21 protein-coding genes and 1 tRNA gene are annotated in these 24,109 nt (G+C 36.3%); 4 read left to right on the forward strand and 18 right to left on the reverse strand.

Annotated elements, in window-relative coordinates:
• Positions 1–68: 68 nt before the first annotated feature.
• The 15 genes from add to NTX65_04245 all read right to left on the reverse strand — a co-directional run bounded on the left by add (position 69) and on the right by NTX65_04245 (position 20,071).
• Positions 69–1,094: an adenosine deaminase gene (add, locus tag NTX65_04175; protein MCX6168513.1), complete on the reverse strand. Its 1,026-nt coding sequence runs from the start codon at positions 1,092–1,094 to the stop codon at positions 69–71.
• A gap of 4 nt (positions 1,095–1,098) precedes the next feature.
• The gene (locus NTX65_04180; protein ID MCX6168514.1) at positions 1,099–2,409 is read right to left on the reverse strand and encodes a hypothetical protein; all 1,311 of its coding nucleotides are present in this window, start codon (positions 2,407–2,409) and stop codon (positions 1,099–1,101) included.
• 18 nt (positions 2,410–2,427) lie between these two features.
• Positions 2,428–3,633, reverse strand: coding sequence for an adenosylhomocysteinase (locus NTX65_04185; protein ID MCX6168515.1), 1,206 nt, complete (start codon positions 3,631–3,633; stop codon positions 2,428–2,430).
• A 33-nt stretch (positions 3,634–3,666) separates the two neighbouring features.
• Positions 3,667–5,880 carry a TonB-dependent receptor gene (locus NTX65_04190; GenBank protein ID MCX6168516.1) on the reverse strand — a complete coding sequence of 738 codons (2,214 nt, stop codon included), beginning with the start codon at positions 5,878–5,880 and terminating at the stop codon, positions 3,667–3,669.
• 108 nt (positions 5,881–5,988) lie between these two features.
• Positions 5,989–7,869 (reverse strand): TonB-dependent receptor, encoded by a 1,881-nt coding sequence (locus NTX65_04195; protein ID MCX6168517.1) that lies wholly within the window; start codon positions 7,867–7,869, stop codon positions 5,989–5,991.
• A 22-nt stretch (positions 7,870–7,891) separates the two neighbouring features.
• Positions 7,892–9,559 (reverse strand): CehA/McbA family metallohydrolase, encoded by a 1,668-nt coding sequence (locus NTX65_04200; GenBank protein MCX6168518.1) that lies wholly within the window; start codon positions 9,557–9,559, stop codon positions 7,892–7,894.
• A 33-nt stretch (positions 9,560–9,592) separates the two neighbouring features.
• On the reverse strand, positions 9,593–10,627 hold the full coding sequence (locus NTX65_04205) for an ADP-ribosylglycohydrolase family protein (protein MCX6168519.1): 1,035 nt from the start codon (positions 10,625–10,627) through the stop codon (positions 9,593–9,595).
• The gene (locus NTX65_04210) at positions 10,627–11,436 is read right to left on the reverse strand and encodes an energy-coupling factor transporter transmembrane component T (protein MCX6168520.1); all 810 of its coding nucleotides are present in this window, start codon (positions 11,434–11,436) and stop codon (positions 10,627–10,629) included. Before NTX65_04210 ends, NTX65_04205 begins: the two co-directional genes overlap by 1 nt.
• Positions 11,426–13,183 (reverse strand): energy-coupling factor transporter ATPase, encoded by a 1,758-nt coding sequence (locus NTX65_04215; GenBank protein MCX6168521.1) that lies wholly within the window; start codon positions 13,181–13,183, stop codon positions 11,426–11,428. The genes NTX65_04210 and NTX65_04215 overlap by 11 nt, the downstream gene beginning before the upstream one ends.
• Positions 13,180–14,001 carry a hypothetical protein gene (locus NTX65_04220; protein ID MCX6168522.1) on the reverse strand — a complete coding sequence of 274 codons (822 nt, stop codon included), beginning with the start codon at positions 13,999–14,001 and terminating at the stop codon, positions 13,180–13,182. Before NTX65_04220 ends, NTX65_04215 begins: the two co-directional genes overlap by 4 nt.
• Before the next feature lies 1 nt (position 14,002).
• Positions 14,003–14,536 (reverse strand): ECF transporter S component, encoded by a 534-nt coding sequence (locus NTX65_04225; protein MCX6168523.1) that lies wholly within the window; start codon positions 14,534–14,536, stop codon positions 14,003–14,005.
• A 1-nt stretch (position 14,537) separates the two neighbouring features.
• Positions 14,538–15,302: a GntR family transcriptional regulator gene (locus tag NTX65_04230; protein ID MCX6168524.1), complete on the reverse strand. Its 765-nt coding sequence runs from the start codon at positions 15,300–15,302 to the stop codon at positions 14,538–14,540.
• A gap of 14 nt (positions 15,303–15,316) precedes the next feature.
• A complete protein-coding gene (locus NTX65_04235) occupies positions 15,317–16,342 on the reverse strand; it encodes a helical backbone metal receptor (GenBank protein MCX6168525.1) in 1,026 nt (341 codons plus the stop codon).
• A gap of 583 nt (positions 16,343–16,925) precedes the next feature.
• Positions 16,926–16,998, reverse strand: a tRNA-Gln gene (locus NTX65_04240).
• A 184-nt stretch (positions 16,999–17,182) separates the two neighbouring features.
• Positions 17,183–20,071 carry a hypothetical protein gene (locus tag NTX65_04245; protein MCX6168526.1) on the reverse strand — a complete coding sequence of 963 codons (2,889 nt, stop codon included), beginning with the start codon at positions 20,069–20,071 and terminating at the stop codon, positions 17,183–17,185.
• Positions 20,072–20,213: 142 nt separating this feature from the next.
• Between NTX65_04245 and NTX65_04250 the strand changes: the two genes are divergently transcribed.
• The 4 genes from NTX65_04250 to NTX65_04265 are packed head-to-tail and all read left to right on the forward strand — an operon-like array spanning position 20,214 to position 22,372.
• Positions 20,214–21,071 (forward strand): NHL repeat-containing protein, encoded by an 858-nt coding sequence (locus tag NTX65_04250; GenBank protein MCX6168527.1) that lies wholly within the window; start codon positions 20,214–20,216, stop codon positions 21,069–21,071.
• 9 nt (positions 21,072–21,080) lie between these two features.
• Entirely contained in the window at positions 21,081–21,533 is a 453-nt protein-coding gene (locus tag NTX65_04255) for a DUF2085 domain-containing protein (GenBank protein MCX6168528.1), read from the forward strand.
• Positions 21,534–21,540: 7 nt separating this feature from the next.
• Entirely contained in the window at positions 21,541–22,050 is a 510-nt protein-coding gene (locus NTX65_04260; protein ID MCX6168529.1) for a hypothetical protein, read from the forward strand.
• 7 nt (positions 22,051–22,057) lie between these two features.
• Positions 22,058–22,372 carry a hypothetical protein gene (locus tag NTX65_04265; GenBank protein ID MCX6168530.1) on the forward strand — a complete coding sequence of 105 codons (315 nt, stop codon included), beginning with the start codon at positions 22,058–22,060 and terminating at the stop codon, positions 22,370–22,372.
• On the opposite strand, the gene NTX65_04270 is transcribed toward NTX65_04265, so the two are convergent.
• The 3 genes from NTX65_04270 to NTX65_04280 are packed head-to-tail and all read right to left on the reverse strand — an operon-like array spanning position 22,347 to position 24,096.
• Positions 22,347–23,036: an energy transducer TonB gene (locus NTX65_04270; GenBank protein MCX6168531.1), complete on the reverse strand. Its 690-nt coding sequence runs from the start codon at positions 23,034–23,036 to the stop codon at positions 22,347–22,349. The genes NTX65_04265 and NTX65_04270 overlap by 26 nt on opposite strands.
• The gene (locus NTX65_04275) at positions 23,036–23,440 is read right to left on the reverse strand and encodes a biopolymer transporter ExbD (protein ID MCX6168532.1); all 405 of its coding nucleotides are present in this window, start codon (positions 23,438–23,440) and stop codon (positions 23,036–23,038) included. The genes NTX65_04270 and NTX65_04275 overlap by 1 nt, the downstream gene beginning before the upstream one ends.
• 8 nt (positions 23,441–23,448) lie before the next feature.
• Positions 23,449–24,096 (reverse strand): MotA/TolQ/ExbB proton channel family protein, encoded by a 648-nt coding sequence (locus tag NTX65_04280; protein ID MCX6168533.1) that lies wholly within the window; start codon positions 24,094–24,096, stop codon positions 23,449–23,451.
• Positions 24,097–24,109 lie beyond the last annotated feature (13 nt).

Here is a 24,109-nt window from a genome sequence, read left to right on the forward strand (position 1 = left end):
TCTTTTTCATGAATCGAAAAAATTAAATGATTGATTGCGGGATCAGTCAAGAAGAGAGAAATCAAACCTCACTTCAGAGTTGCTGAATAATCATCAATTGCGAGATAGTATTTTTGCTTTTCTGAATTTGAAAGAAAACTTACTTCAACAGCATTTTTCGTTAGAAGTAATAAATCCTCGAGTGAATAATTTAATTTATTATAAAGAAGAAATAATTCGTCGGTAATATCTGCACCGAACATCGGCGGATCATCCGAGTTCAGTGTAACTTTTGCCCCGCTCCGAAAGAGCGCATCGAACGGATGATCTTTCAATGAAGGAACTACTTTTGTCTGGAGATTGCTAGTGATACACATTTCTAGCGGAACCTGGTTCTCAATAATATAGTCTATTAACTTTGGATCTTCTTCAGCACGTACACCGTGACCAATCCTCTCCGCCTTTAGATCCAGTAGAGCAGACCATATAGATTCTGGTCCAGCTGCTTCTCCTGCGTGAACAGTTGTTCTAAATCCTCTATTTTTCGCTTCCAGGAATACATCCTTAAAAAGGATTGGGGGAAATGCTTTTTCATTTCCTCCCAATCCAATCCCAACTATTCCCTTTCCTAGGAATGGAGTAATTTGATTCAATCTTTGTAAGGAAGTTTCTGCACCGTGATCACGAACAATATCCGCGATTAAGTTGCATTTAATTGGAAAATCTTTCTCCGCTCTTTTTATTCCAGAGATAGTAGCTTCTGCTATAGCTTCGAGTTTTAATCCGCTTGATGCAAAATCCCAGGGCGAGAAAAATACTTCAGCATAAATTACATTCTGATGAGAAAGGTTTTTTATTGTTTGATATGTCGATTCTTCAAAATCTTCCGCAGTCTTGAAATATTTGTTTTTCCAAAACCATGTTTCGATAAAATGCGCAAAATCTTTGAAGACAAATTTATTGCGTAGATCTTGAAGATTTTTAATCTCCTTGTCGCCGCCGTATTTTTGTATTAATCCAAAGAGAAATTCAAAAGTGAACGCACCTTCAAGATGAAGATGAATTTCCACTTTCGGCATTTTCCGAATCACTTCGGGAATTATTTGACCACCCATAGAACTAATGCCCTAATAATATTGTATTGTTAGAAAAGAAAAGTCCGGCAAAGCAAGCCGTTAATAGACACGCAAGAGTTGCGCCGAACAATGCACGCAATCCTAATGATGTCATCTCTTTCATTCTTTCCGGTGCTAACGCGATATAACCACCAACATAGATTGCAACAGAAGCGATATGAGCAAAACCTGTAAGAGCATAAGTAACCATAACTGCAGAACGAGGCGACAACGGGGCAGAAGATGCAAGATTTAGTGCAAGATCCTGAAATGCCGTCACTTCAGTTAAGATTAATCGTTCACCAATAATTTTTGCTGCTTGAACAGCATCGCCAAACGGAATACCAATCAAAAGTGTGAAGGGATAAAACAGATAACCGAGAAGTCCCTTTAATGTCCAATCTATGTTGATGGAAAATAAATTATTTGCTTGTGTTCCAAATAAAACAAAAATTTTATCTGTTAATGCCATTAAACCAAGAACCGCAAGCAGTAGAGTTCCGATTCCAACAATCAACTTCACACCGGAATTTGCATTTGTAATAATTGCCTCAAATAAACTATTCTCTTTTTTGTAATTTAATTTTACATTTTGTCCAATCGTCTCGGGTATTTCAGTTTCAGGACAAAGAAGTTTGGACATTATAATCGCTGCCGGAATGTTCATTATAGAAGCTGATACAAGATGTCCTGCAATAGTTGGAAAAGATCCTTTTAAAGTCATAATATATACGGCAAGCATACTTGATGCGATTGTTGACATACCGGCAGTGAGTATTGTATTTAATTCAGAACGGGTCATTTTGCTTATGTATGGTTTAATAATAAGTCCGGCTTCAACACCGACAAATACTGAAGATGAGGCACAAAGAGATTCCGCACCGCTGATTCGCATTAGCTTTGAAAAAATCCTAGAGAATATTTTCACAATTCCGCCCATGATACCGGTATAGTAAAGAATACCAACTAAGGCCGCGAAAAAAATAATTGCCGGTAATCCTTGAAACGCAAAGATAAAACCAAGCGATGTGTCCCCGTTTGGTGCGGTTGTTCCGGGTCCCAAAGCAAGTCTTCCAAAGACAAACCGCGTTCCATAAGTGGCGCTGTCAAGGACGCTATTGACAACATCATTGACGACAAGAAATACTTGTGCGCCTACCGGAAGAACAAAAATAAAAACCGCAAAACACATTTCTATTGCGAGCCCCCAAATAATCACGCGCCAGTTAACAACTTTTCTATTCGTAGAAATTGACCATGCGATTATCATAAGAACAGGTATTGCTAATACACTTATTACTCGCGAAAAATCCATAACGAAACCTCTTATTGATTATTTGTCTATGGTGATTCCTTCTGCTTTCAATTTTTCTTCAGTAACCATACGGTCAATTTCATCCGGGACCTTATATAATTTCGGTTCAAGTTTACCTGATGAAAGAAAATAATTTAAACAACCAAGTTGAACGGAGAATGACATATCCATAATATCTGCCGGATGTCCCAATCCTCCTGCGATATTAATAATTCCTCCTCTTGCGAGAACGTAAACTTTCTTCCCGTTATCAAGAGCATATTCTTCAACTTCATCTCGTACAACAGAGTGTGATACCGCAGATTTTTTTAACGCCGGAATATCTATTTCAAAATCGAAATGGCCAGCGTTGGATAGGAATGCACCATTTTTCATTTTCAAAATATGTTCCATCCGGATGATACTGCTGAATCCGGTTGTAGTTACAAAAAAATCTCCAAGAGGAGCCGCATCAGCCATCATCATAACACGGTGACCATCCATTCTTGCCTCAAGTGCTTTCCAAGGATCAATCTCAGTCACGATTACTTCAGCACCCATTCCATCGGCACGTTCAGCAACTCCTTTACCAACCCATCCATATCCCGCAACCACAACTATTTTTCCCGCAACATTCATGTTGGTCAAATGTGTGATTGCTGTCCAGGTTGATTGACCGGTACCGAAACGATTATCAAAAAGGTGTTTGGATTTTGCATCGTTTATAGCAATTGCCGGATATTTTAGTTTGCCTGCTTTTTCTAATTCTTTAAGTCGGTTTACACCTGTTGTTGTTTCTTCACAGATACCTCTGATATTTTCAGCATATTCCGGATGCTCATGCAAATACTCGCAAATGTCGCCACCGTCATCAACCGTTACATCCATTTTATTTTTCAAGATCGATTCGAGAAATGACCAATATTCCTCAGAAGTAGCTGCGTGTTTTGCATAGACATGAATACCATTTTTTGCAAGAGCCGCTGCCACTTCATCCTTTGCCGAAAGCGAGTTGCTGCTTGTTACCCAAACTTCGGCACCAAGCTTTTTAATTATTAACGCGAGATAGGCAGTCTTTGCTTCCAAGTGAATGCAGAGTGCAATTTTTTTATTTTTAAATACCCCGGTTGTTTTTAACTTCTCATATAGACCATCCAGTACAGGCATAAAGTTGGAAACCCAATCAATTTGCATTTGTCCTTTTGGAGCTAAGTTAATATCTCTGACAATAAAATCGTTTTCCATAACATATTTCCTAAGTTCAAGAAAAAGTAAATTTTAATTTAAGCTGGTAATAGATCCGCCAATACCAATTGAAAATCTGATTTCTCTTCCCGGTACAGGTGATCCTTTAGTAAATTGCAATTCCTTATCTCCAAGATTGTTTGCTTCCAACCTTAAATTAACATTGACTCCGAAAAGATTTGGGGTGACACCAATATTGGCGTTGATCAAACTATAACTGTCCATTTCAATTTTGTTAGCCGCATCGTGAAACCGTTTTCCTACAAAATCGTAGAAAATATTTAATGAAGCGATTCCATAATTCAGATTGAGCAAGAGATCAAATTTATCTTTCGGTCGATAGATTAAATATTTTCCGGAAGTTGAAAGATTTTTACTATCATCCTTAGCGCTCATATTTGTATACGATGCTTGAATTTTTATAAGATTTTCAAATCCCCGCCATGTAACTTTCGATTCCAGACCGGTAATGCTGGCGTTTGCAACATTTGTCGGAGTCCATTTAGCGGTTGTAGAAGCCCACAAAATTAAATCCTCAAGTTTACTTGCAAAATAAGTTGCTTCAATACTCCAGCTACCTGCAGAAACAAATTGTGCAATAAATCCAAAATCGTATGTAATACCTTTCTCCGGTTTTAAGTTTGGATTACCAACAGTCCAGGAATCTTCCGGCCAGTAAAGATCATTATAAGTTGGTGCTCTGAATACTCTGCCAATATTTCCTCTGATTGATCCACGCCATTCTTCATTATGACTTAACGTAATTCCGACTTTAGGAGATAACTGAGATCCGATGCCGGCTTCCGGATAATTATCCAGACGTACAGCGGGTACAATTATTAAATTCCAGGCTTGATCTAAACTATATTTCCAATCGTTTTGAAAATAAAAGCTATGTACATTACGAAGATGATTTCCAATGAACGGTACCTCATTCTCTGCAACTAATCTTTTGCTTTGAAGATCATCTTGCCTAAATTCATAACCGTAAGAAAGCAAACCGAATTCGTTCAGATCTGTAAATACTTGAATTAACGCACCGAGTGCGTTGCTGTTGTAAATGCTTTCCTCTTGCCCTCCCCAGGCTTCCGGATTTATATAACGGTATTCATTTCTCATCATGTAGGTATTTAGAGTAAATGCAACCGGACCAAAAGTTAATCCTTCGTAAGTGATACTCGAATGATTGTTTACAATTTTACTTCTTGCTGTTAAATTCGGGTAATCAGTTGTACCTGGTGAACCGTTATCAGATTCCCGATATTTATGAAATGCCGATAAACGGGAATGATCAAAGAATGTGTAACCGGTTTTCAAAAAAATGTTATCTGATTTTGTATCCGCATTAACAAGATTTGTTTTAATCCCTTTCAGATTTGTGTATTCAAAATTACCATCGGATTGAGTTCTATTATAAGAAGCAAAGTAATCGAAATTTCCAATTCCTTGACCAACCGAGGCATTATAAACACGGGTGTTGTATGTACCGAATGTGCCATTTGCGTTGTAGCTGAGAAGATTTTTTTTCGCCATTGATTTTGTAATGATATTAATTACACCACCTACGGCATCACTTCCATAAAGTGCTGCATGACCGCCTTTAACAACTTCAATTCTATCAATTAAATCGATCGGGATCGTACTCATATCTACGGAAGCTTGCTGAGCATTGTTCAAACGTTGACCGTCTACAAGAACTAAAACTTGAGAATCGGTTGAACCCCGCAACGAGATTGATTGAAGTGAACCTAAAGCTCCGTAAGATTTAATCAGCGATCCTCCGATAGATGAAAGAGCTTCTCCTACATTTTTAGCATTCGACTCGGCAAGTTTCGCAGTTGTTAACACTTCTGTTGCAACGGAAATAGAAGTTACAAGCGCCTCGTTACGTGTAGCTGTCACTACAACTTCGGAAAAAGTCATTTCATCATTCTTCAGTAAAAAATCGATTTTAAGATTCGCATTATCACCAACTGTTATTTCGCGTTCTTGTTTGACATAATTCAACATACTGCATACCAAAGTAAATTTACCGGTTGGAACTTGTGCTATTGAGTAGATACCGTATTCATTTGCGGAACTGCCGATATGTGTTCCTTTCAAATAAACATTTGCTCCTAGCAATTCTTCGCCGGTCTTCTCATCTTTAACGGTCCCGGAAATTGAATTTTTATTCTGCGCAAGTGACTGATTACAAACAAGAATGGATAAAAATAATATTACAATTTTTATTACTGAGGCTTTCATTTTTTCCTCATCTTTTTTTTCATTTTGAAACGTAAATTACAACTCAGCAATGCACAGAATATTTCATCCGTGCATTGCTTGCTGTTTATTTCAATCAATAAGAATGAATTAAAGTAGACTTAATCCAATAGTCATTCTTACTTCTCTGCCCGGCAATGGATAACCATCGTTCAAACGGTAATCTTTATTAAATATATTGTTAAAGTCTAACCTTGCCGTCCACTTCATATCAAATAATTTCGGATTAACAGATAAATTCAGATTCCATCTACTAACATCGGGTAAAGATGCCGTGTTAGCCGCGTCTACAAAACGTTTGCTTAGGAACTGATAATTGATATTAAATTCAAAGATATCAATAGCAAGTGCAGTGTTTAGATCTACTTTATGGTATGGACGGTAGAAAAGTAATTTTCCGTCGTTTGCTTTACCGCTTTTATCGCGTGCATCCATATAGGTATGGTTAACTTCAACTTTAAATTTGCTGTCAAAGAATTTCACGCCTATATAAGACTCAAGACCACTTGTAAGTGATTTATCAACATTTGAAGGAGTCCATTTACCATCAGATAATCTTGGAGCCCAGATAATTTGATTTGTAATGTCGCTATTGAAATAATTCATTCTTATCTGTGTATTGATGAATGGTAGAGTAATACCGTAACCCAATTCAATTGTTGTTCCGTCTTCCGGTTTTACATTTGGATTTCCGACAGTATAAGCATCTTCCGGCCACCACAAATCATTAAAAGTTGGGGCTCTGTATGATTTACTCCAGTGTGCGGCAATATTTAAACCGTACTCGTCTGTACTAGCTAACATGAAACTAACTTTTGGGCTAATTACTTTATCAAAATCCGAAGGGGCATCATAACGAAGTGCAGGTATAATAGAAATATTTTTGAAATAAAATTCTACATTTTTAAAACCGACATTTGCAGAAAGATGCGCACCGTGGGTATTACGATTTTTGTCGCCAATCGATGTACTATTTGCGTTATCATGACGGTAAGAATAACCGTAAGTGAGATTAATTAAATCACTCAAAGGATTATTTTGAGTTAATTCCAATCCATACGCATTTACTTTTGAATCACTATGTGTTGGTCCGCCGTATGTATCGGGATCGTCATACTTGATTCTGGAATATTGATAATAACTGTTTGCATTTAGATCAGCTTTTCCGAAAATCTCTTTTGTATTGTAATTAAGATTAAAATAAGAATTATCAGTCGAGGAAACCGCTCTCGGAGTTGTACTTGCGAAATTTTTCAATCCCTTTACACTACCCGGTACCCCTGTTTCAGATTGACCAAGTTGACCGGTAAAAAGAAGATTTGAATTGTCTTCAAGTTTGTAACCGAGTTTTAAAAGTCCGTCGTCTCCCTTGGAATAATTATTTTGTCTCGTTTTTTCTAAACCATAGAAATCAGTGTACTTGAAATCACCATCACTCTGTCTACGTTTGTACGATAAATAATAATTAAAATTATTCAGCGAATTAGAAGTATAAACATTATAGAACTGTGAATTAAATGAGCCAAAAGTGGCCCTTAATCCAAGGTCCATATGAGATTCTTCTTTAGCTTTCTTGGTAATGAAATTGACTACACCGCCAATAGCATCGGAACCATAACGCGCTGAATTTCCTCCTCTCAAAACTTCAACTGTCTCAATAGCATCGATCGGGATAGTAGTAACATCATATCCGCCGCTTTGAGCGTTGTTCATTCTTTGTCCGTCAATTAAAATTAGAATCTTGTTAGAAGTTGCATCTCTAATATTAATTTGCCCGGAACGGATATAGACGCCGGGAATAGTTTTAAGTGCTTCGCCCATATCTTCTGCATTTGTTTCTTTAGATAATGATTGCGCAGAGACGACTTCTTTGTTTGTCTTACTTTCTTCTTTTGTTTCTTGCGGAAATATTAATCCACAAAAAACAAAAGCCATTATTAAGAAAGTTAGAAATAGTTTCTTACTTTTCATGGTACAACCTCCTGTCATTGGTTTAGTGGTGTTGTTGTTTAGTTTTTATATTAATAGCTGAATCCTTAGTGTCTTTCCAGCTTGTCGGACCGTTTAAAAGATCAATTTTAGATTTTTGTCTAAATTGATTCCACTTTGTTGCTTCAATAGGATCTACCCATTTTGTCTTTATAAAATCTCCGTATGGTGGTATATCTATAAAAATTGGGTTTGTAATAGAATACATAGGCCATTGCCCGAATGCTTCGGCTACTATCCAACCGTCCTTGTCTAAAATAATTGTCGTACTATCACGGAATGTGTACAAAGAATCTGTAGTAAATTTCTTAATAATTTTTCCGTTAAAAATGATTCTTAAACCTTCTTCCGATTTCAACAGATTCTGATTTGCTAGTACGTCAATGTTGAGCTTGATTTTCCCATCACTGCTAATTTTGATAACCTCACCTGGGTATTTTCCGTTTACTTTAAATAAAAGAAGCGGTCCAAAATTGGAAGTAAGAAATAAATTTCCATTTTTAATTGCGGATTTAATATTTGCTTCGGATAGTTTTCCACAGTAAGCATATGTTCTTGGATTACCAGTCGTAATCGTCCAATAATGTTCTCCTTTGGGATAAGAAGTCACACCGGTTACATCATGGCAATCTGAACCCGCAATTCCAGAAATTTTATTTCCTTCATTTAAGTATGAGAACCACGCATGCACTGCCATTGTGTTGATATTCGTATGTGCAGTATCCCAGTCGTTATATGTATATGAATGAGGCGGTTCACCGTTCCAGACCTCAATTGCATCTAAGTTTTTTATTTTGCCCCAAGATTTGTATCTGCCAGCCCAATCCCATGCTTGAAATGGATGATTAACCGCGATCAATCCATTTTGCTGATGAGTTAGGTCAATCATATTCTGAACATCTTTGCTATCGTCAAAAATTGCTCGCGCCCAAATATTTGGATTAGAAATATTTTGTGCGTTCATCTTATCAATAAAAGTCTGGTTGAGATGCCCATAACCGTTTTCAATTGAGGTAACAGAAGCTTCTGTCGAGATTTCACAACCTGATATTGGAATAAATTCTTTCGTTTTATTTGCTAGCCATTCTTTTGTCCCTGTATCGGAATTATGATCAGTAAGCATTCCCCATGATAACCCGACACTCTTCATTGCCTGTGCAATTTCCGATGGATCCTGGTGCCCATCGCTATAAATACTATGATGATGAGTATCCCCTGCGAACCATCCGAGTTTGCTTAAGTCGTATAATTTTTTTAGAGAAGCATTATATTCGATTCCGTTAAACTCTTTTTCTTTAATTACGAATTTCTCCTTTACTAAATTCCATTCAGGACCTTTAGTAATGATAAGTAGAATTGTATCGGCTGGAACCTTTATGGAATAATATCCGTCTGCAGAAGAATATTTCATTTGAATTAAATTGTCGGTTCTTCCTTCGATTTTTTTATCTCCGAACTGCATAACTATATTTGTCAAAGGATAACGCCATGCCTGTACCTGTGCAATTAACGGTTTGCCATTTTTATCTGTAATCCTACCATAAATAATTTGTTGAGAGGTTTTAGGAATTAGTATTTCTTTTTTTTGAGGGAATAAATCAGAAGCTGAAATAATGGTAAAAATAATTGTAAACAATAAAACAATGCTAAGTCTGGTCTTTATCGCGATCATACAATCTCTCTCCTTGTTTACAGTTTTATTTGATTAAGCTAATTGCTCTTTTTCACTTACGATTATTTCTGTCAACCTTTCCGAGTATTTTTCGAAATCGATATTATTTACTCTGCTTAGTTGATCTTTAATTTCATTTGGAAATAGATCCGACCCGGAAAATGCGCCAGCTACTCCTCCTGCAATTGCGCCTACAGTATCGCAGTCGCCGCCCATGTTAGCGGAAGCGTATGCCGTCTTCAACGGATTACCGCTATAATAAACAACCAATGCCAGCGCAGTTGGAACGGATTCAGACATTGCGACACCGGCACCTACGTAATCATATAAATCCTGCCAGATCTCAATTTCAGATTTCCCGGAACGGACAATTTTAAGTGCTAATTCAGTTCTCTTAATAATGGAAGCCCCATACCATTGTCTTCCTAATTTCATTCCTTGCTCTGCACCATACATAGCTGCATCTATTAATCCATTAATATCTTTCCCAGCCATTCCCGCAGCGACTGCACATGCAATTGCCGAAGCTCCGGCAATTGCGATATTTGTATTGTGAGTAGGAATGCAGATTTCGGCAACATCACTTATTACAGCATCATAATTTCCTGGGTGCACAATTCCTACCGGCGCTATTTTCATTGCGGCGCCGTTAGTATCTCCCATTAGACCGGTTTCTTCAACTGGTACACCACTATCAATCATCTTTAATGCTTTTAAAGAACTTGGTCCGAGTATCAATGTTTCAAATGCGTTTAAACTTTTAGCCCAATCAAGTAATTTTTTTGCAACACCATGCCTGGAAAATTTTTTCTCTTCAATGAACAGATCTGCAAGAAGCAATGTCTGTTGCGTATCATCGGTTACTTGTCCAGCCAACATTCCATCATGAATTACGTGACCCTTTGGAGCCGGTAGTAATTCATTAACTCCTTCTGGAAAATATTTATGGATCATCTCCGGATTCCACAAAGAAGTGGGCATACCGAATGCGTCGCCGTAGGCAACACCAAGCAATGAGCCGAGTGTTTTTTTGTATATAACTTCTTTATCTAACAAAAACTCTTTCATTATAAAGCTCCTATATTTAGTGATCTTGCCCAAAGAGCGGCAAAAATTAGTAAAATCAATCCGATGCAGATAAGATAGTCTTGCCCGTTCATTCTTATTTCATGAAGATCTGTAGTGGTTTTCATTGCACCAAATCCTCTGTTTAACATTGCGATTGCCAGGTTATCCGACATACGCAACGAATCAACTATCATTGGAATAAGAACGGGTATGTATGATTTAATACTTTTTACAATTCCACCTTTGCCAATTTCTGCGCCTCTAGCTCTCTGGGCTTCTTGTATCATTTCAGATTTTTTCTGCATTGTAGGAATAAATCTAATTCCAGTTGCAATCACGAAAGCTAATTGATGCGGTACTTTTATCTTTTTGAGGAGTTGCAGAATATCTTCAATTGAAGTGCTGAAAGTGAATATTGTAGAAGCGAGAATCATCACAAAAATTCTTAATACGAGAGTCAGTCCATACAATAATCCGCCGATTGAGAAAGGTACAGAGCCGCCGGGTAAAAGTGTAAAAAGAATTTTCCTATTCTGATCGGAATGAAAATTTGCCGATGGATAAGTAAACCCTGTGATAACTAACATGATTACGAAAATTGGGATGAGTGGTTTCAAGATTTGTTTAACTCTTGAAAGAGGTGTCTTCATTACATAAAGAATGTACCAAGATAATAGAACCAATAAAAAATTTATAATAGGTGAATAGAAACTGAAGGAAATTAAAGTGAGAGCTAAGAAACCTAATGATTTCGTTCGCACATCTAATTTATGGATGTAACTTCCCGATGGATAATATTCAATTAACATTTACCTTTCCGTTAATACTTGCTGACAATTCGTTTTGTAATTCGTTAACTGTTACAGGAAAACCATTTAAACCAAATTGACGAAGTTTACTGCCGATTAATACACTATCGGGCGGCGTAATTGAAACAGAATTAAGAATTTCTTCTTGATAAAAAACTTCTTTCGGTGTTCCGTCAAGAACAATTTTCCCTGCAGAAAAAACAATTACACGGTCTGCGTATTCTGCAGCCAACCGCATATTGTGTGTTATCGCCAAAATTGTATGACCTCTATGATGAAGCTTTTCGAGCATCTCCATCATTCTTTTTGTACCGTCCCAATCCTGACCGGTAGTCGGTTCATCAATTACCAAAATTCCGGGCTCCATGGCAAGGATTGTGGCAACTGCCAATTTTTGTCTTTCACCTTTACCAAGAGTAAACGGATGGCGATCTTTAAATTTTTCTAATCCAACAAATTCCAAAGCCGCATGAATTCTTTTGTTCCTTTCGTCTTCAGTCAAAAATAAATTTTTCAGACCGTAATCAATTTCTTCCCAAATATTCGCCGCAAATATTTGATGATCTGGATTTTGAAAAACATATCCGACTTCTTTACTCAACTCTGCAGTCGAGATCGCCTTGATATCTCTACCGTTAATCAAGATTTGTCCGCTATCTGGTCTTAGCAAGCCGTTAAGGTGTTTAGAAAAAGTTGTTTTTCCCGCACCGTTCTTGCCAATCAGCGCAACAAACTCTCCCTTATTTATCTTTACGTTTATTTTGTGCAATGACAACTGCCCTTTCTTATATGAGAAGGAGATGTCACGTGCCTCAATCACTGAATTAACAGTAATATCCTTTTTAACTTTTTGAATATTTTTATTTTGATCGAAGTTGAAATTGTATTTCTCAAAAAAATGTTCAACAAATTGTTTGTTATTTGTAACTATAGAATTATTCGAGAACGTTTTATCATTGTTAAGTTTATAGAAGATTTCGGCAGCTTCGGGTGAATGAATTCCAAATTTTCCGGTTAATTCGAAATTGCAAAAGAGATTTTCCGGTTTGCCTTCCCAAACAATTGATCCGTTATCTAGAACTAAAATTCTATCTGTGTATTGAAGCATTTCTTCAGAATCATGTCCGGAAATGAGTATTGTAACGTGTTGGTCATTTCGAAGGTCTGATAACAGTTTATATATTTCAACTTTTCCCGCCGGATCTAGTTCAGAAGTCGGTTCATCAAGAATTAGTATTTCCGGCTCCATTGCAAGAACTCCCGCAATTGTTAATCGCTGTTTCTCTCCGCCAGAAAGTTCTGTTGTTAATCTGTTTTCGTACCCTTGTAGTCCAACAGCTTTCAATGATTTTCCAACGAGCTCTAAAATTTTTTCTTTTCCATAAGCAAGATTTGACGGACCGAATGCGACATCTTTTTCAACTGTGATTCCGAATATTTGTGTTTCCGGGTCCTGCATTACTAACCCTATAAATCTCGCTAGTGTTTGCACACGGTATCTTGCCGTATTCATCGTATTTGAAATTACTTCTCCATCAAAAACCCCATCAAAGAAATGAGGGATCAATCCATTTAAAAGCATCAATGTAGTAGTTTTACCAGCGCCGGTTCTTCCCATCAGACCGACAAACTCGCCTTTAGAAACTTTAAAATTCAGTTTACTTAGTGTATCTGAAATACCATCTTCATATCGATATCTTTCTATATCAACAAGAATAGAACCTCTATCAAGCGATGCTTTCATCATATTCGGTTCCTTAATTCTCCAATTGTAAACATTGGCTTCTCAATTTTCTCTCTTAAAACATCAATCATATTTTTAGGCAATGAAACCAAGCAGCAAGTTGAAGGTCCCCCGGATTTAGAAACATCAACATTCAGATTCTGATTGTAATTAGGAAAAAGATTCGCACTCTTAGCCAGCTCTGCAAATTCATGTGAGATTCCTTTTGACCCGACGGGGAGTATATCATGTATAAAATCTAACTTACCAAGTTCATTAATAGTACGCGGGTCAGCTATTTCAGAATCAGAAAAGACTACTTTAAATTCCGGTGCGGATTTTGGAATACCAATGCAGACAACAGAATCTCCCGCAATACTGTTGCCGGGTCTAAAATCTTTCTTCTGAATCAATCCAATGATTACAACACCCATTCCTGTTTGAATTGTTGCAACGTTATCCTCCGTACTACCTGTGATAATAATATTACTGTTCATCCCGGCGTCAATTGCTTCATCTTTCACGCCGCGGATTATTTCTTTTCCCGTTGGTTCCATTTCAACTGAAAGTACATCTACAACTAAAATCGGAACGGCACCCGAAGCTAGAATTTCCATAATCGGAACACGGGCACCTAAACGACCTAAGTCATAACCGGAAGAATAAACAGTATCAAGTTTTTTTGGTCCGATGCCGCCGTCAGAATCACAAGCTACAATCATCCAGAAATCATCTGTAAATTCAGTAATTACTAAATCCCGCACCTGGCGTACTTCAAATCCATCTCCTGCTTTTTTCCCCTTCAATTGAATGTATTTATTCAAAATTATTTCTTCGATCATCTTACGCCACCATCTTGCTTTTATTGATTATCATATAAGCCGTTACAGCTATAAATACATTAATGATTGCACCGATTGTTAACGGTAGTATTAGAGCAGCCGTCAATCCAATTCCGCCAATTGGAATTACAAGTAACGAAGAAACGGGTCCGTTAAGAATTACACCAATGAAAGCGCCGAACCATATATGAATCTTTTTTGAAACTACAGCAAAAATTGATACCCATGCAGCCATTTGTACAGCAATAAATAAATGCATCGGAAAACCTAGTGGAAAACCTGTAGTTAGCGCTGTAAGTAAATGTCCAAGTGCGGCAACTATTGCCCCTTCTCTCCACCCGAAAGCTATGGCGGAGAAAAATGCGAATGCCGCATCAAGGGCAACCGTTCCGGTTGGACTTGGAACTTTTACCATCGCACCGACTGCACTCATTGCAATAAAGATTGCCATCCTTGCAATACGTTTCGAAGACCAAAATGATTTCTTCTCATTAATACTTATTTCTTCTTCAGGAATTGGGGTTAATATTGTCATTTTACCCTTTTGCTACGTTATTAAGTTCAATCCGAACTTCTTCACCGTGTTTGAAATAAAATTCACATCGATCGCCGGGCATGAATGATCTGGCGACTTCAATTATCTCGTCGTTTTTCGTAAAAGTTTTTCTAGTTAAAAGAAATATTGGGGTTCCTTTCTTAATTTTCAGTAACTCGGCTTCATATTGATCAGCTTTTACACACGCCAATTTTTCTGTGAAATAATCAAATGTTACTTTATAATGTTCATTTAGTATATCAAATAAAGAATTTTGAGATAAATCAAATTTCAGAAGTTTCGGACAAAAAAATTGCGGTATATAAGATGTTTGCAATGCAACAGGAATATCATTCAACAAACGGAGCCGTTGAATTCTATATAATTTTGTACTCTTTTTTAACTTTATATACTCTAACGATTCTTTGCTTTCTATTATCTCTTCCGCAAATACCACACGTGTGATTAGATTAGCATTATTGGTTTTAAACTCCGCCGAAAAACTGAAAGCTTCGGTAAGACCCGTTAAGATTTTCTTATCAGAGACGAATGTTCCTTTACCTTGAATTCGGTACAAAATTCCTTCCGCCACCAAATCGGCAATTGCCTGCTTTGAAGTATTCCTGCTTATTCCCAACAATGACGATAATTCATTTTCGGATGGAATCCGTTCTCCAGATTTATATTGCCCGATATCAATTTCTTCTTTTAAGATTTCTTTTAGTTGATAATAAAGCGGCATAACACTATTTCTATTTAATTCCATCAATGTTCCTTTAATTATTTCATTTGTGCTTTTCTAACATATGCGACATGTTCTTCATTGATTACAAATGGAAGGAAAAAGAACAATTTTGAAAAAGTTGTTTCCATGTTTTCAGGCACCTTATCAATCTTCAATAATTCCACGTCTCCTTCCGCATGGATTGTCTTGCCAAACAATTCTGCAGCAATCGGTATTTGAGGTCCGGCCTGTTTGGTCTTTGCCGAATTTATATAGCGGACCTTTCCAGATTTTACTGCATTAACATTTTGTGCTTCTACTCTTGCAGAAATCTCGAAAGGTGTAGTGGTACCGTAACCAACTTTTTCTCCCTCGAAATATGGTCCGCCTGCTTTATCCCAAATCGGAATAAGAATAACATCCGGATTTGCTTTAACAACTTCTTCCCATTTTACAGATGGCGCGATGCCGGCTCTATCAGAAAATATTGGTTCGCCTCCTACCATTCTTATCAGTTCTGTGATATAAGAATCTTTTCCGGGCGCACACTTGTAATAATAATTTATTTCATAATAAACACTTACTTTTGGATAGTTTTTATACTTATTAGCGACAATCTGAAGATTTGATTTTATATCATTAACTAAATTTGAAGCAGACAATTCTTTATCAATCGATTTTCCAAATTCCAAAATCTTCGAATAGACTTCTTCTAAACTTGATTCATCCATGTGAATCACCTTATAACCATCTTTAAGAAATCTATCTCTTATCTTTGCTTGAACACCTGTACATGTAAGTATAATATCCGGATTAAGATCCTTTACTTTTTGGAAATCAACATCCATAAATCCTGCAACGATTTGAAGTTTTCCCTCTTTTACTAAGCGCGGAATTGAATCCGGGAAAATGCAATATCTGGTGACACCCACTAAATTATCTGTCGCTCCAATGGCTGCAGTTATATTCGTCCAGTTTGGGGCAAGTGAAACAATTTTTAATTGCTTTTGCGCAGTTATTCCGGTACAAATAAAAAACAGGAAGTAAATCAGAATGATTTTTAGCCTTGCCAATTTCTTCATGGAACCTCCTCATCTTGCTATCAATTAGATTTCTAAAAAAGCCGAACTTGTTGGGTTGTTGGTACAACTTATACTATTTATTTCATTTTGTCAATTATTTTATTTCATGGAAAATTTAAAAGACAAAAGGCGTACGACTTGATTCATCATTAATTTGATCTGATACTTAATCCGAATCGTATTCTTCAATTAAATATTAGTGCGTAAAAATTTTTGAGATTGTCGGGCTTCAATGGATGAATTTCACAAAAGAAAATAAGAAGAGTGAATGAAATGAATAAAAATGTTCGGAATTGATTTCATCTGGAATAAATGAAATTTGTTTTTATAGGATGAAACAAAATTGATGTGTGGAAATCACTCTTTTCTTTACATTGAATCTGGAAGATAAAATTATTTCTTCAGGTTGTATGGTAGAGGAATAAATTTACTGTAAATTAAAAAGCATGCGTTTTGAAAAATCTATAATAGTTGTGGCAATCACCAGTTAAGTTTCAAAATTGAAATTGTTAAAACAGATTTCGGCTTAAAACCGGAGTAAACCAAAAAAGCTTGATTATATTTAATAATAAAGCTTTTAGAGCTGCCCCGTCAGGGGTCGAACCTGAAGTCTTCTGATCCAGAGTCAGACGTGTTGCCAATTACACTACGGGGCAATAAAAATTCTAGGCAAAAATAATTAACATTACTGCAGAAACCAAACGATCTTCATACGATTAATATCTTTTTCAATAATGTATTGACTCTTTTGTAAAATAAATATTTCATAAAAAAAGGTGTTCCTTTTTTTAATTAGAAACACCTTTATAAAGAATACATACCTATTTAACTATTAATTCATCATTTAACTTTCTGTATTTTTATTGGTGAATTAGATTTAGGGACTATTGATGCTTGTGGTCTTTTCATATTTAGCAAGAACGGTACATCATTTATATCCCAGACTTTATCATCGTCAACATCTACTATTTTTATTCTTCCGTTGTTTGAATATGGACCTGAAGCCTGGTCATACGGATAATACCACATAAAGAGTCCAGTAGACGGATAGTTCAACGAAGAAGCATTACTTGCATCTGCAGCTATTGGTGCCCAAGTTACACCATTGTCGAGACTAATATAGATGTTAACTGTTTGAACTGCGTAACTAGTCCAGGTAATTCCCATCCTATATTTCAGTGCATCTTCTTTGTAAAAATCTTCACCGCTATTCGGATATTTTACTTGTATCTTTTTACTTTTATGAATCGAGAAATAGCCGTCTGTAACATCAGAATACGTGGTACCGCCTTTGTCTGCGGAACTTATTCTAATTTTACAATTATCAGAACTATCCGGTACAACAGGACTATCCAATCGACCTGGAGCCCATACATAACTACCGTCATCTGCCGTACTATCAGCACCAGGGACAACATACCAACTTCCGCCGCCATTTGTACTCCATTCAATTTTTACTTTTTCAGTATTGTCGGCATTCCACTTAATTTCAAACGGATGATATTTTTGATGATCTGTGATAGGTATATTCGGGTCATTGCCCAACCACTGCTCACCTCCATTTGGACTTATTACAGTAACTTTTGGAGTAAACGATATAATAGTAAAACCAGGGCTATTGTTGCTCGGCATTCCATTCGATCCTTCATCGGCATTATACACCACGACAAAATATTTATCTGATGGTAATGAGAAGTATGCTTCATAAGATCCTAGTCCCGCACCCACTTTTGCTAGTTCGTAAAAAGCTGGATTATTAGCATCTGCTATTCCATTAGTCGTTGTATATTTGATCCCAACATTTTGAATACCACCAGCATCCCATGTAATCCTAACTGGTTCGCTTGATCTATAAATTGCAGATTGCGGGCCGGTAACCGTTATAAATTTTCTTGGTGAAATTATAAATACAGCATCACTAATATCAGAGATGCTGTGATCAGTAGCATCGCTTACGCGTATTTGGCACGAAGTTGAATTCAATGCTTCACCAACATTCCATTCATAGGCGCTACCTGCGTAATTATCAACTATGACACCCCAGCTAGCTCCTTTATCGGTAGACAATTCTATTTTTACATTAGCAATTCCGGAAGAATTCCATGTAATATTCTGTGAGGTGCCTGCTTCCCAATCTTCTCCACCGTTAGGAGTAAGTACTTTGATCGATTTAATAACCTGATTAGAGATCGTAAAATTATTATCTGAAACATCTACTGGGCTGCCATATGTAGCATCAGTAATTTTAATTCTACATTGTGATGAATTCATATTCGGAATATTATTCCAGAAATATGAACCTGTACTTGGAACTGAATTGGCAACTGTAATCCAGTCTGCAAGTCCATTGGACGAAAATTCAATCTTCACAAATGGAACGTTCTCAGATTTCCATGTAATCTCCTGGTTTGAACCGCTCTGCCAGTACTCTCCGCCATTTGGAGTTGTAACCGTTATAAGCGGTGTTGGAGTGATCGCAAAATAATTATCGCTCTCATCAAAAAACGTGGCATCCTGTGCATCTGTGATTTTTATTTTACATTTATCGGAAGTAATGTTTGGAACAGGGAACCAATCGAAAGTGCCTTTATTTATAACATTTGTTTCAGAAACCGGATTCCATGTTAGACCGCTGTTTGATGTATATTCTATTTTCACAGATTGAATACCATCAGCAATCCATGAAAGAGCTTGGGTTGAACCAGCTATTAATCTTTCTCCGCCATTTGGAGATAATACTTTTACTGATCTGGTTCCTAAAGTAGAAATTGTAAATACACTATCGGTTACAGCAAATGGTTGACCATCTTTTGCATCGGAAATTTTTATTCTGCAATTCTGAGAATTAATTGGTTGAGAATTTATTTGAGTAGGTATCGACCAAGAATAAAATCCAATTGAAGCCGTTGAATCAATAAAATTCCAGTTTGCACCATTGTTTGTTGTAAACTCAATTTTAACTTTCTCAATATTTTCCGAATGCCAATCAATTTCTTTTACAGTTCCGGCATATAATCTTTCCCCTCCTTTCGGGGAGGTCACTTGTAAAATCGGTTCCGGTAAAATCGTAAATGGATCTGGGCTTAAAGAATATACAGTTTGATCTTTCGCATCTGTAATTCTAATTTTTGCAAGAGTAGAAGGTGTATTCGGGATGTGTGCCCAATAATAGACTCCGGTATTTTTCTTATCAACACCAATCAAGTTCCATAACTGACCGTTATTTGTAGTGTACTCAATTTTAACTGAATCCACATTTATACTGTACCATTTTATTTGCTGGGCACTACCGGCTTCCCAAGCTTCTTTTCCTATAGGATAGTCAATTTTCAAAATTTTGTTGGAATTTTTCACAATCGAAAAAGGATTCGCACTCTGTGCACTTATAACTCCATCAACAGTAGCAACTCTAACTCTGCATTGATTTGAAATATTATTAGGAATTGGGAACCAAGTATAAACACCTGTATTTGCTAAACTATCAACAACTAAACTCCAAGTTGTACCGTTATCGATTGAATATTGAATTCGCACCAAAGCAGTTGACGTACCGCTCCATTTAATCTGGTATGAAGTTCCAACAGATAATATATCCCCGCCATTTGGATTTGTTATACTAAGTGTTAAATCCTCCGGAGATGTAGGGTTGGATGTTGATGAACCATCTTTTAATTTACACGAGGAAAAAATAATTAGGAAAACAAATGATAAATATATTATTCTTTGCATTGCTTCCTCTATGTTATTTTCGGTTTGGACATTCTGACCTAAGCAAATTTAATAAAATTCGCTATTTTTAGTAAGAAATTTCTTTCAGAAAGTATGCCTAACTTAATTTGCCATTTTACGTTAGATATTGATTGAGGATAGTATGAAACTAAAACATTACCTGTTAATTTTACTTTTTACTGCTATTAAGCTCGTTTCGGCACAAAATCTGGTATCATTTGGCCAAATTGGCGCTTTTAATGCCGCTAGCTCATTTTCTATAAATCCGGCTGGATTTATTTACGTATCCGACCCGGGTAAGAATGAAATTATAAAACTCGATACTCTTGGAAAAATAATAAAATCAATTGGAGGATACGGTTGGGGAGAATCTTCATTCGATGACCCCATTGATGTTTATGCCAATACATTAAATGTTTACGTCTCCGATAAAAATAACAACCGTATTCAAATGTTCGACAAAGACTTAAATTTTCTTTCTCAATTCTCAACTCAAAATTCGAATGATGACAGGAATGCATTCCGATATCCAACCGGATCTGCTGTATCAACTCAAGGAGATTTATTTATTTTTGATTCCGACAATAACAGAATATTAAAATATAATATGAAAGGAGAATTCCAACTTACCATAGGAGGGTTTGATGCCGGTGCCTATTCTCTTTCATCTCCCAAACAGTTTGCAGTTACAAGAAATAAAATATTAGTTGTTGATGCAAATTGGTTAGTGGTATTCGATCAGTTTGGCAACGGTATAAAAAAAATTAATTTAGAAATCATTCCGGAAAATATTAACGCTTCATTTCAGAATATTACGGTAAATGATAAATCGCACATAATTTTGTTTTACGAATCAAATCTTGAGACAGGAAATTTTAACCCGATCACATTTAAACCGAATATAGATGAGGAGATAGTTGATACACTTGTATTCAACAACAAGCTCTACCTTCTTACAAAGAACTCGATCTTTATTTTTAATATTATTCTAAAAGATTGATCTGCTGCTATGCGTTTTCAATATAGACTTGCCTTGTTTTTAGTCCTCTTAATTTGGTTCGCAGGAATATTTGTAGAATGGTTAATTACCCTCGACAACCATTTTTTATTTGCCCTTCCCTTTCTTCAAAAAACTTACTCGCTAGTCTGTCATCAGGAGAAAGCGAAGTTGATGATATTTAATCATGCTGAGACATTAACTTGCGCACGTTGCACCGGAATTTATCTCGGATTATTGCTTGTCTCAATGATTTTTTTATTTAAAGATTATAAAAGAAATTTTCCAATTAAGTTTTTACTCTACGCATCAATACCAATGATTGCTGATGTTATATTGTACTCGATAAATATCTATCATTACTCAAAACCAGTAGCATTTGTTAGCGGTTTACTTTTAGGTTCGGTCGGATTTTTATATCTTTACAAAGGATTGAATAATTTAATTATAGAATTGAAAAATTGAGAGCTCAGTGAAAAAATATCTTTCTGCATTAGTTTGTGGTTTTGGGGCAGGAGTCTTATTAATTGTTCCCTTCTTAAGAAGTTTTTCGTGCTGCTTTATAATTCCTTTGGCAGCGTTTGTTTCACTAATGCTTGATCAGCGCGCAACCAACAGCAGAGAAAAAATCGGTTCTAAAAGAGCAATCATGTTTGGAATTGTAACGGGTCTTTATGCGGCATTGTTTGGAAGTTTCTTTGAAGTTTTTATTACTCTTATTACAAAAAATAATGACATAATAGCAACCTTTCCGGAATTGCAAAGGATGATAAATAGTTTCGCGGTCAGTCCGGAAATTAAGACAGAAGTGTTAAAGCTTTTTCAGAATGTACGGGAAGAAATTTTGACTAAGGGATTTTCCGTGCTTTATACTTTTTCAGTTCTGATTAACAATTTTATTGTCAATACAATTTTTGGAGCAGTTGGAGGTCTGGTTGGTGCACAAATAATAAATAACAAATTAAATAATACCACAAGCTAACCTAAAAATGATAACTGCACTAATTTTCAGTTTGCATCTAATTTTCATGACTGTAATCTTCACAAAAAAATGGCAAGACGAATCGCTTTCTTCTGCTTTCATTAATCTCGCTTTGATAATTGTTCTGTTTGCTGTTGGCTGGTCGATATCGACATCGGTAGTAAAATTATTTATTGACAGTAAAGGTTTTGGACTTCAATTCGATGCAGACGCAATTTCTCTTTCTCTTCTTTCAATTGGAGAATACTTTTTTTACAGATTTTATTATAAAGAAGAACCGCACATTCAAAATAATCTTACAGAAGACGATAAGGAAAAATAATAACTACTGTTTGTTCAACCTGTTTTGCATTTGACGGCAAAGGTTCGAACCGCCATTGTTTTAATGAATTGATGGCGACAAATTCTAAGCGTGCATCTGCTTTTATTAGAGGAACAATTCTACTTACGGTACCATCCGGCAAGATTGTAAAGCGTAATTTAACGTCAATTTCTTTTGCAACGCCCTCAGGGTATTCAGGTAAATTGTAACTATAGATTCTTCTCACACCTTTGCCGCCAAAATCCAGTTCAAATCCGAATCCGCCGTCACCTTCGCCGCCAATCTCACTTCCAGTTTTTTTATTGTCTCCTTTAACAAGAGGTTTTATTTCAGATGTAGCAATTTCTGAATTTTCTTTTTTCTTATCGTTTTTAACAACTACATTGTTCTCGTCTGTCTGGTTCGCTTTTGGAAGATCAACTTTTTTTAATTTATCTTTTTTATCAACACTTTTTTCCGGCGTGGTTTTATTCTCATCTATAGTCTTTGTAGTCCCTATTGAACTCGGGTTGCCTAATCCGCTGCCTGAGCCAAAACCGACTAATAAATAATCCTCGGCAGGAGAATCGGTAGACATCTTAATAAACAAAAAAATAATTGCAAGTAAAATGTGAAAGGATATGGAAATCACATACGATATGTTTCGAGGTTCTTTTATCAACATTAGAAACTAATCTTTTCCGTTTGAATTGTGAATTTATCTACACCGATTCCTTTGGCAGCATCAATTACTTTGATTATTATATCAATCCTTACCGATTTATCAGCCCGTATAGTCAAATTTTCATTTAAATTACTCGACCTGGCAGTAGACAATTTCGCACTTAGGGAGGATAAACTTACTTCATCAGCGCCTACATAAATTTTATTTTGGTCAGTTATCGTAACTGAAAAATTTGTCGGCTGTGCTTGTTCATTATTTTTAGCTCCCGGTAACTTTACTTTAACTCCTGTCTGCATTACAAATTGAGACGATAAGAGGAAAAAGATCAGAAGCAGCATAACAATATCTGTAAGAGACGAAAAATTGAACATGCTAATAACTTTGTGTGAAGATTCAATTTTCATTTTTGCTCCTATAACTCCGCTTCTTCATCTTCGGTAAAATCTTTTTCAGTTTCATCCAGCACATCCAGTACATCTGTTGCAACCCTTTCCATATCCAATACAATTTTATTAATTATGCTTACAAAATAGTTATAGAGTGCAAGCGCTGGAATTCCAACAAACAAACCGAAAGCGGTGGTAAGCAGTGCCTCCCATATACCCGAAGCGAGATCCGCAGGACTTGCACTTCCTTGAAGTTCTTGAATTTTCATAAATGCGGCAATCATTCCGGTTACAGTACCAAGAAAACCTAACATTGGAGCGGCTCCGGCAACAGTTGCAAGTGTTGAAAGCCCTTTTTCAAGTTTACTAATTTCTTGTTTACCGGCGACTTCAATTGCTTCTAAAACTCTTCTTCGCCCAAATTTAATTTTCTTTAAACCACGCCGGATTATATTTGCGATTGGAGATTTCTCTTCCATGCAATACCCCATTGCGCTGGCAACATCTTTTTTCTTCAGTATTCCCCGGATCTTAATTGAAAAAGCTGGAACATTTATTTTTGATTTACGAATTACAATAAATTTTTCTATCGCAATAGCCAACCCGATTATAGAGCATGCTAGAATTGGCCACATTACTAATCCGCCTTTGAGGAACATGTCAATTAATTTCATAATTACCTTTAGG

It is taken from the genome of Ignavibacteriales bacterium, assembly GCA_026390795.1.
In the GTDB taxonomy this organism is placed as follows: Bacteria; Bacteroidota; Ignavibacteria; order Ignavibacteriales; family Melioribacteraceae; genus Fen-1258.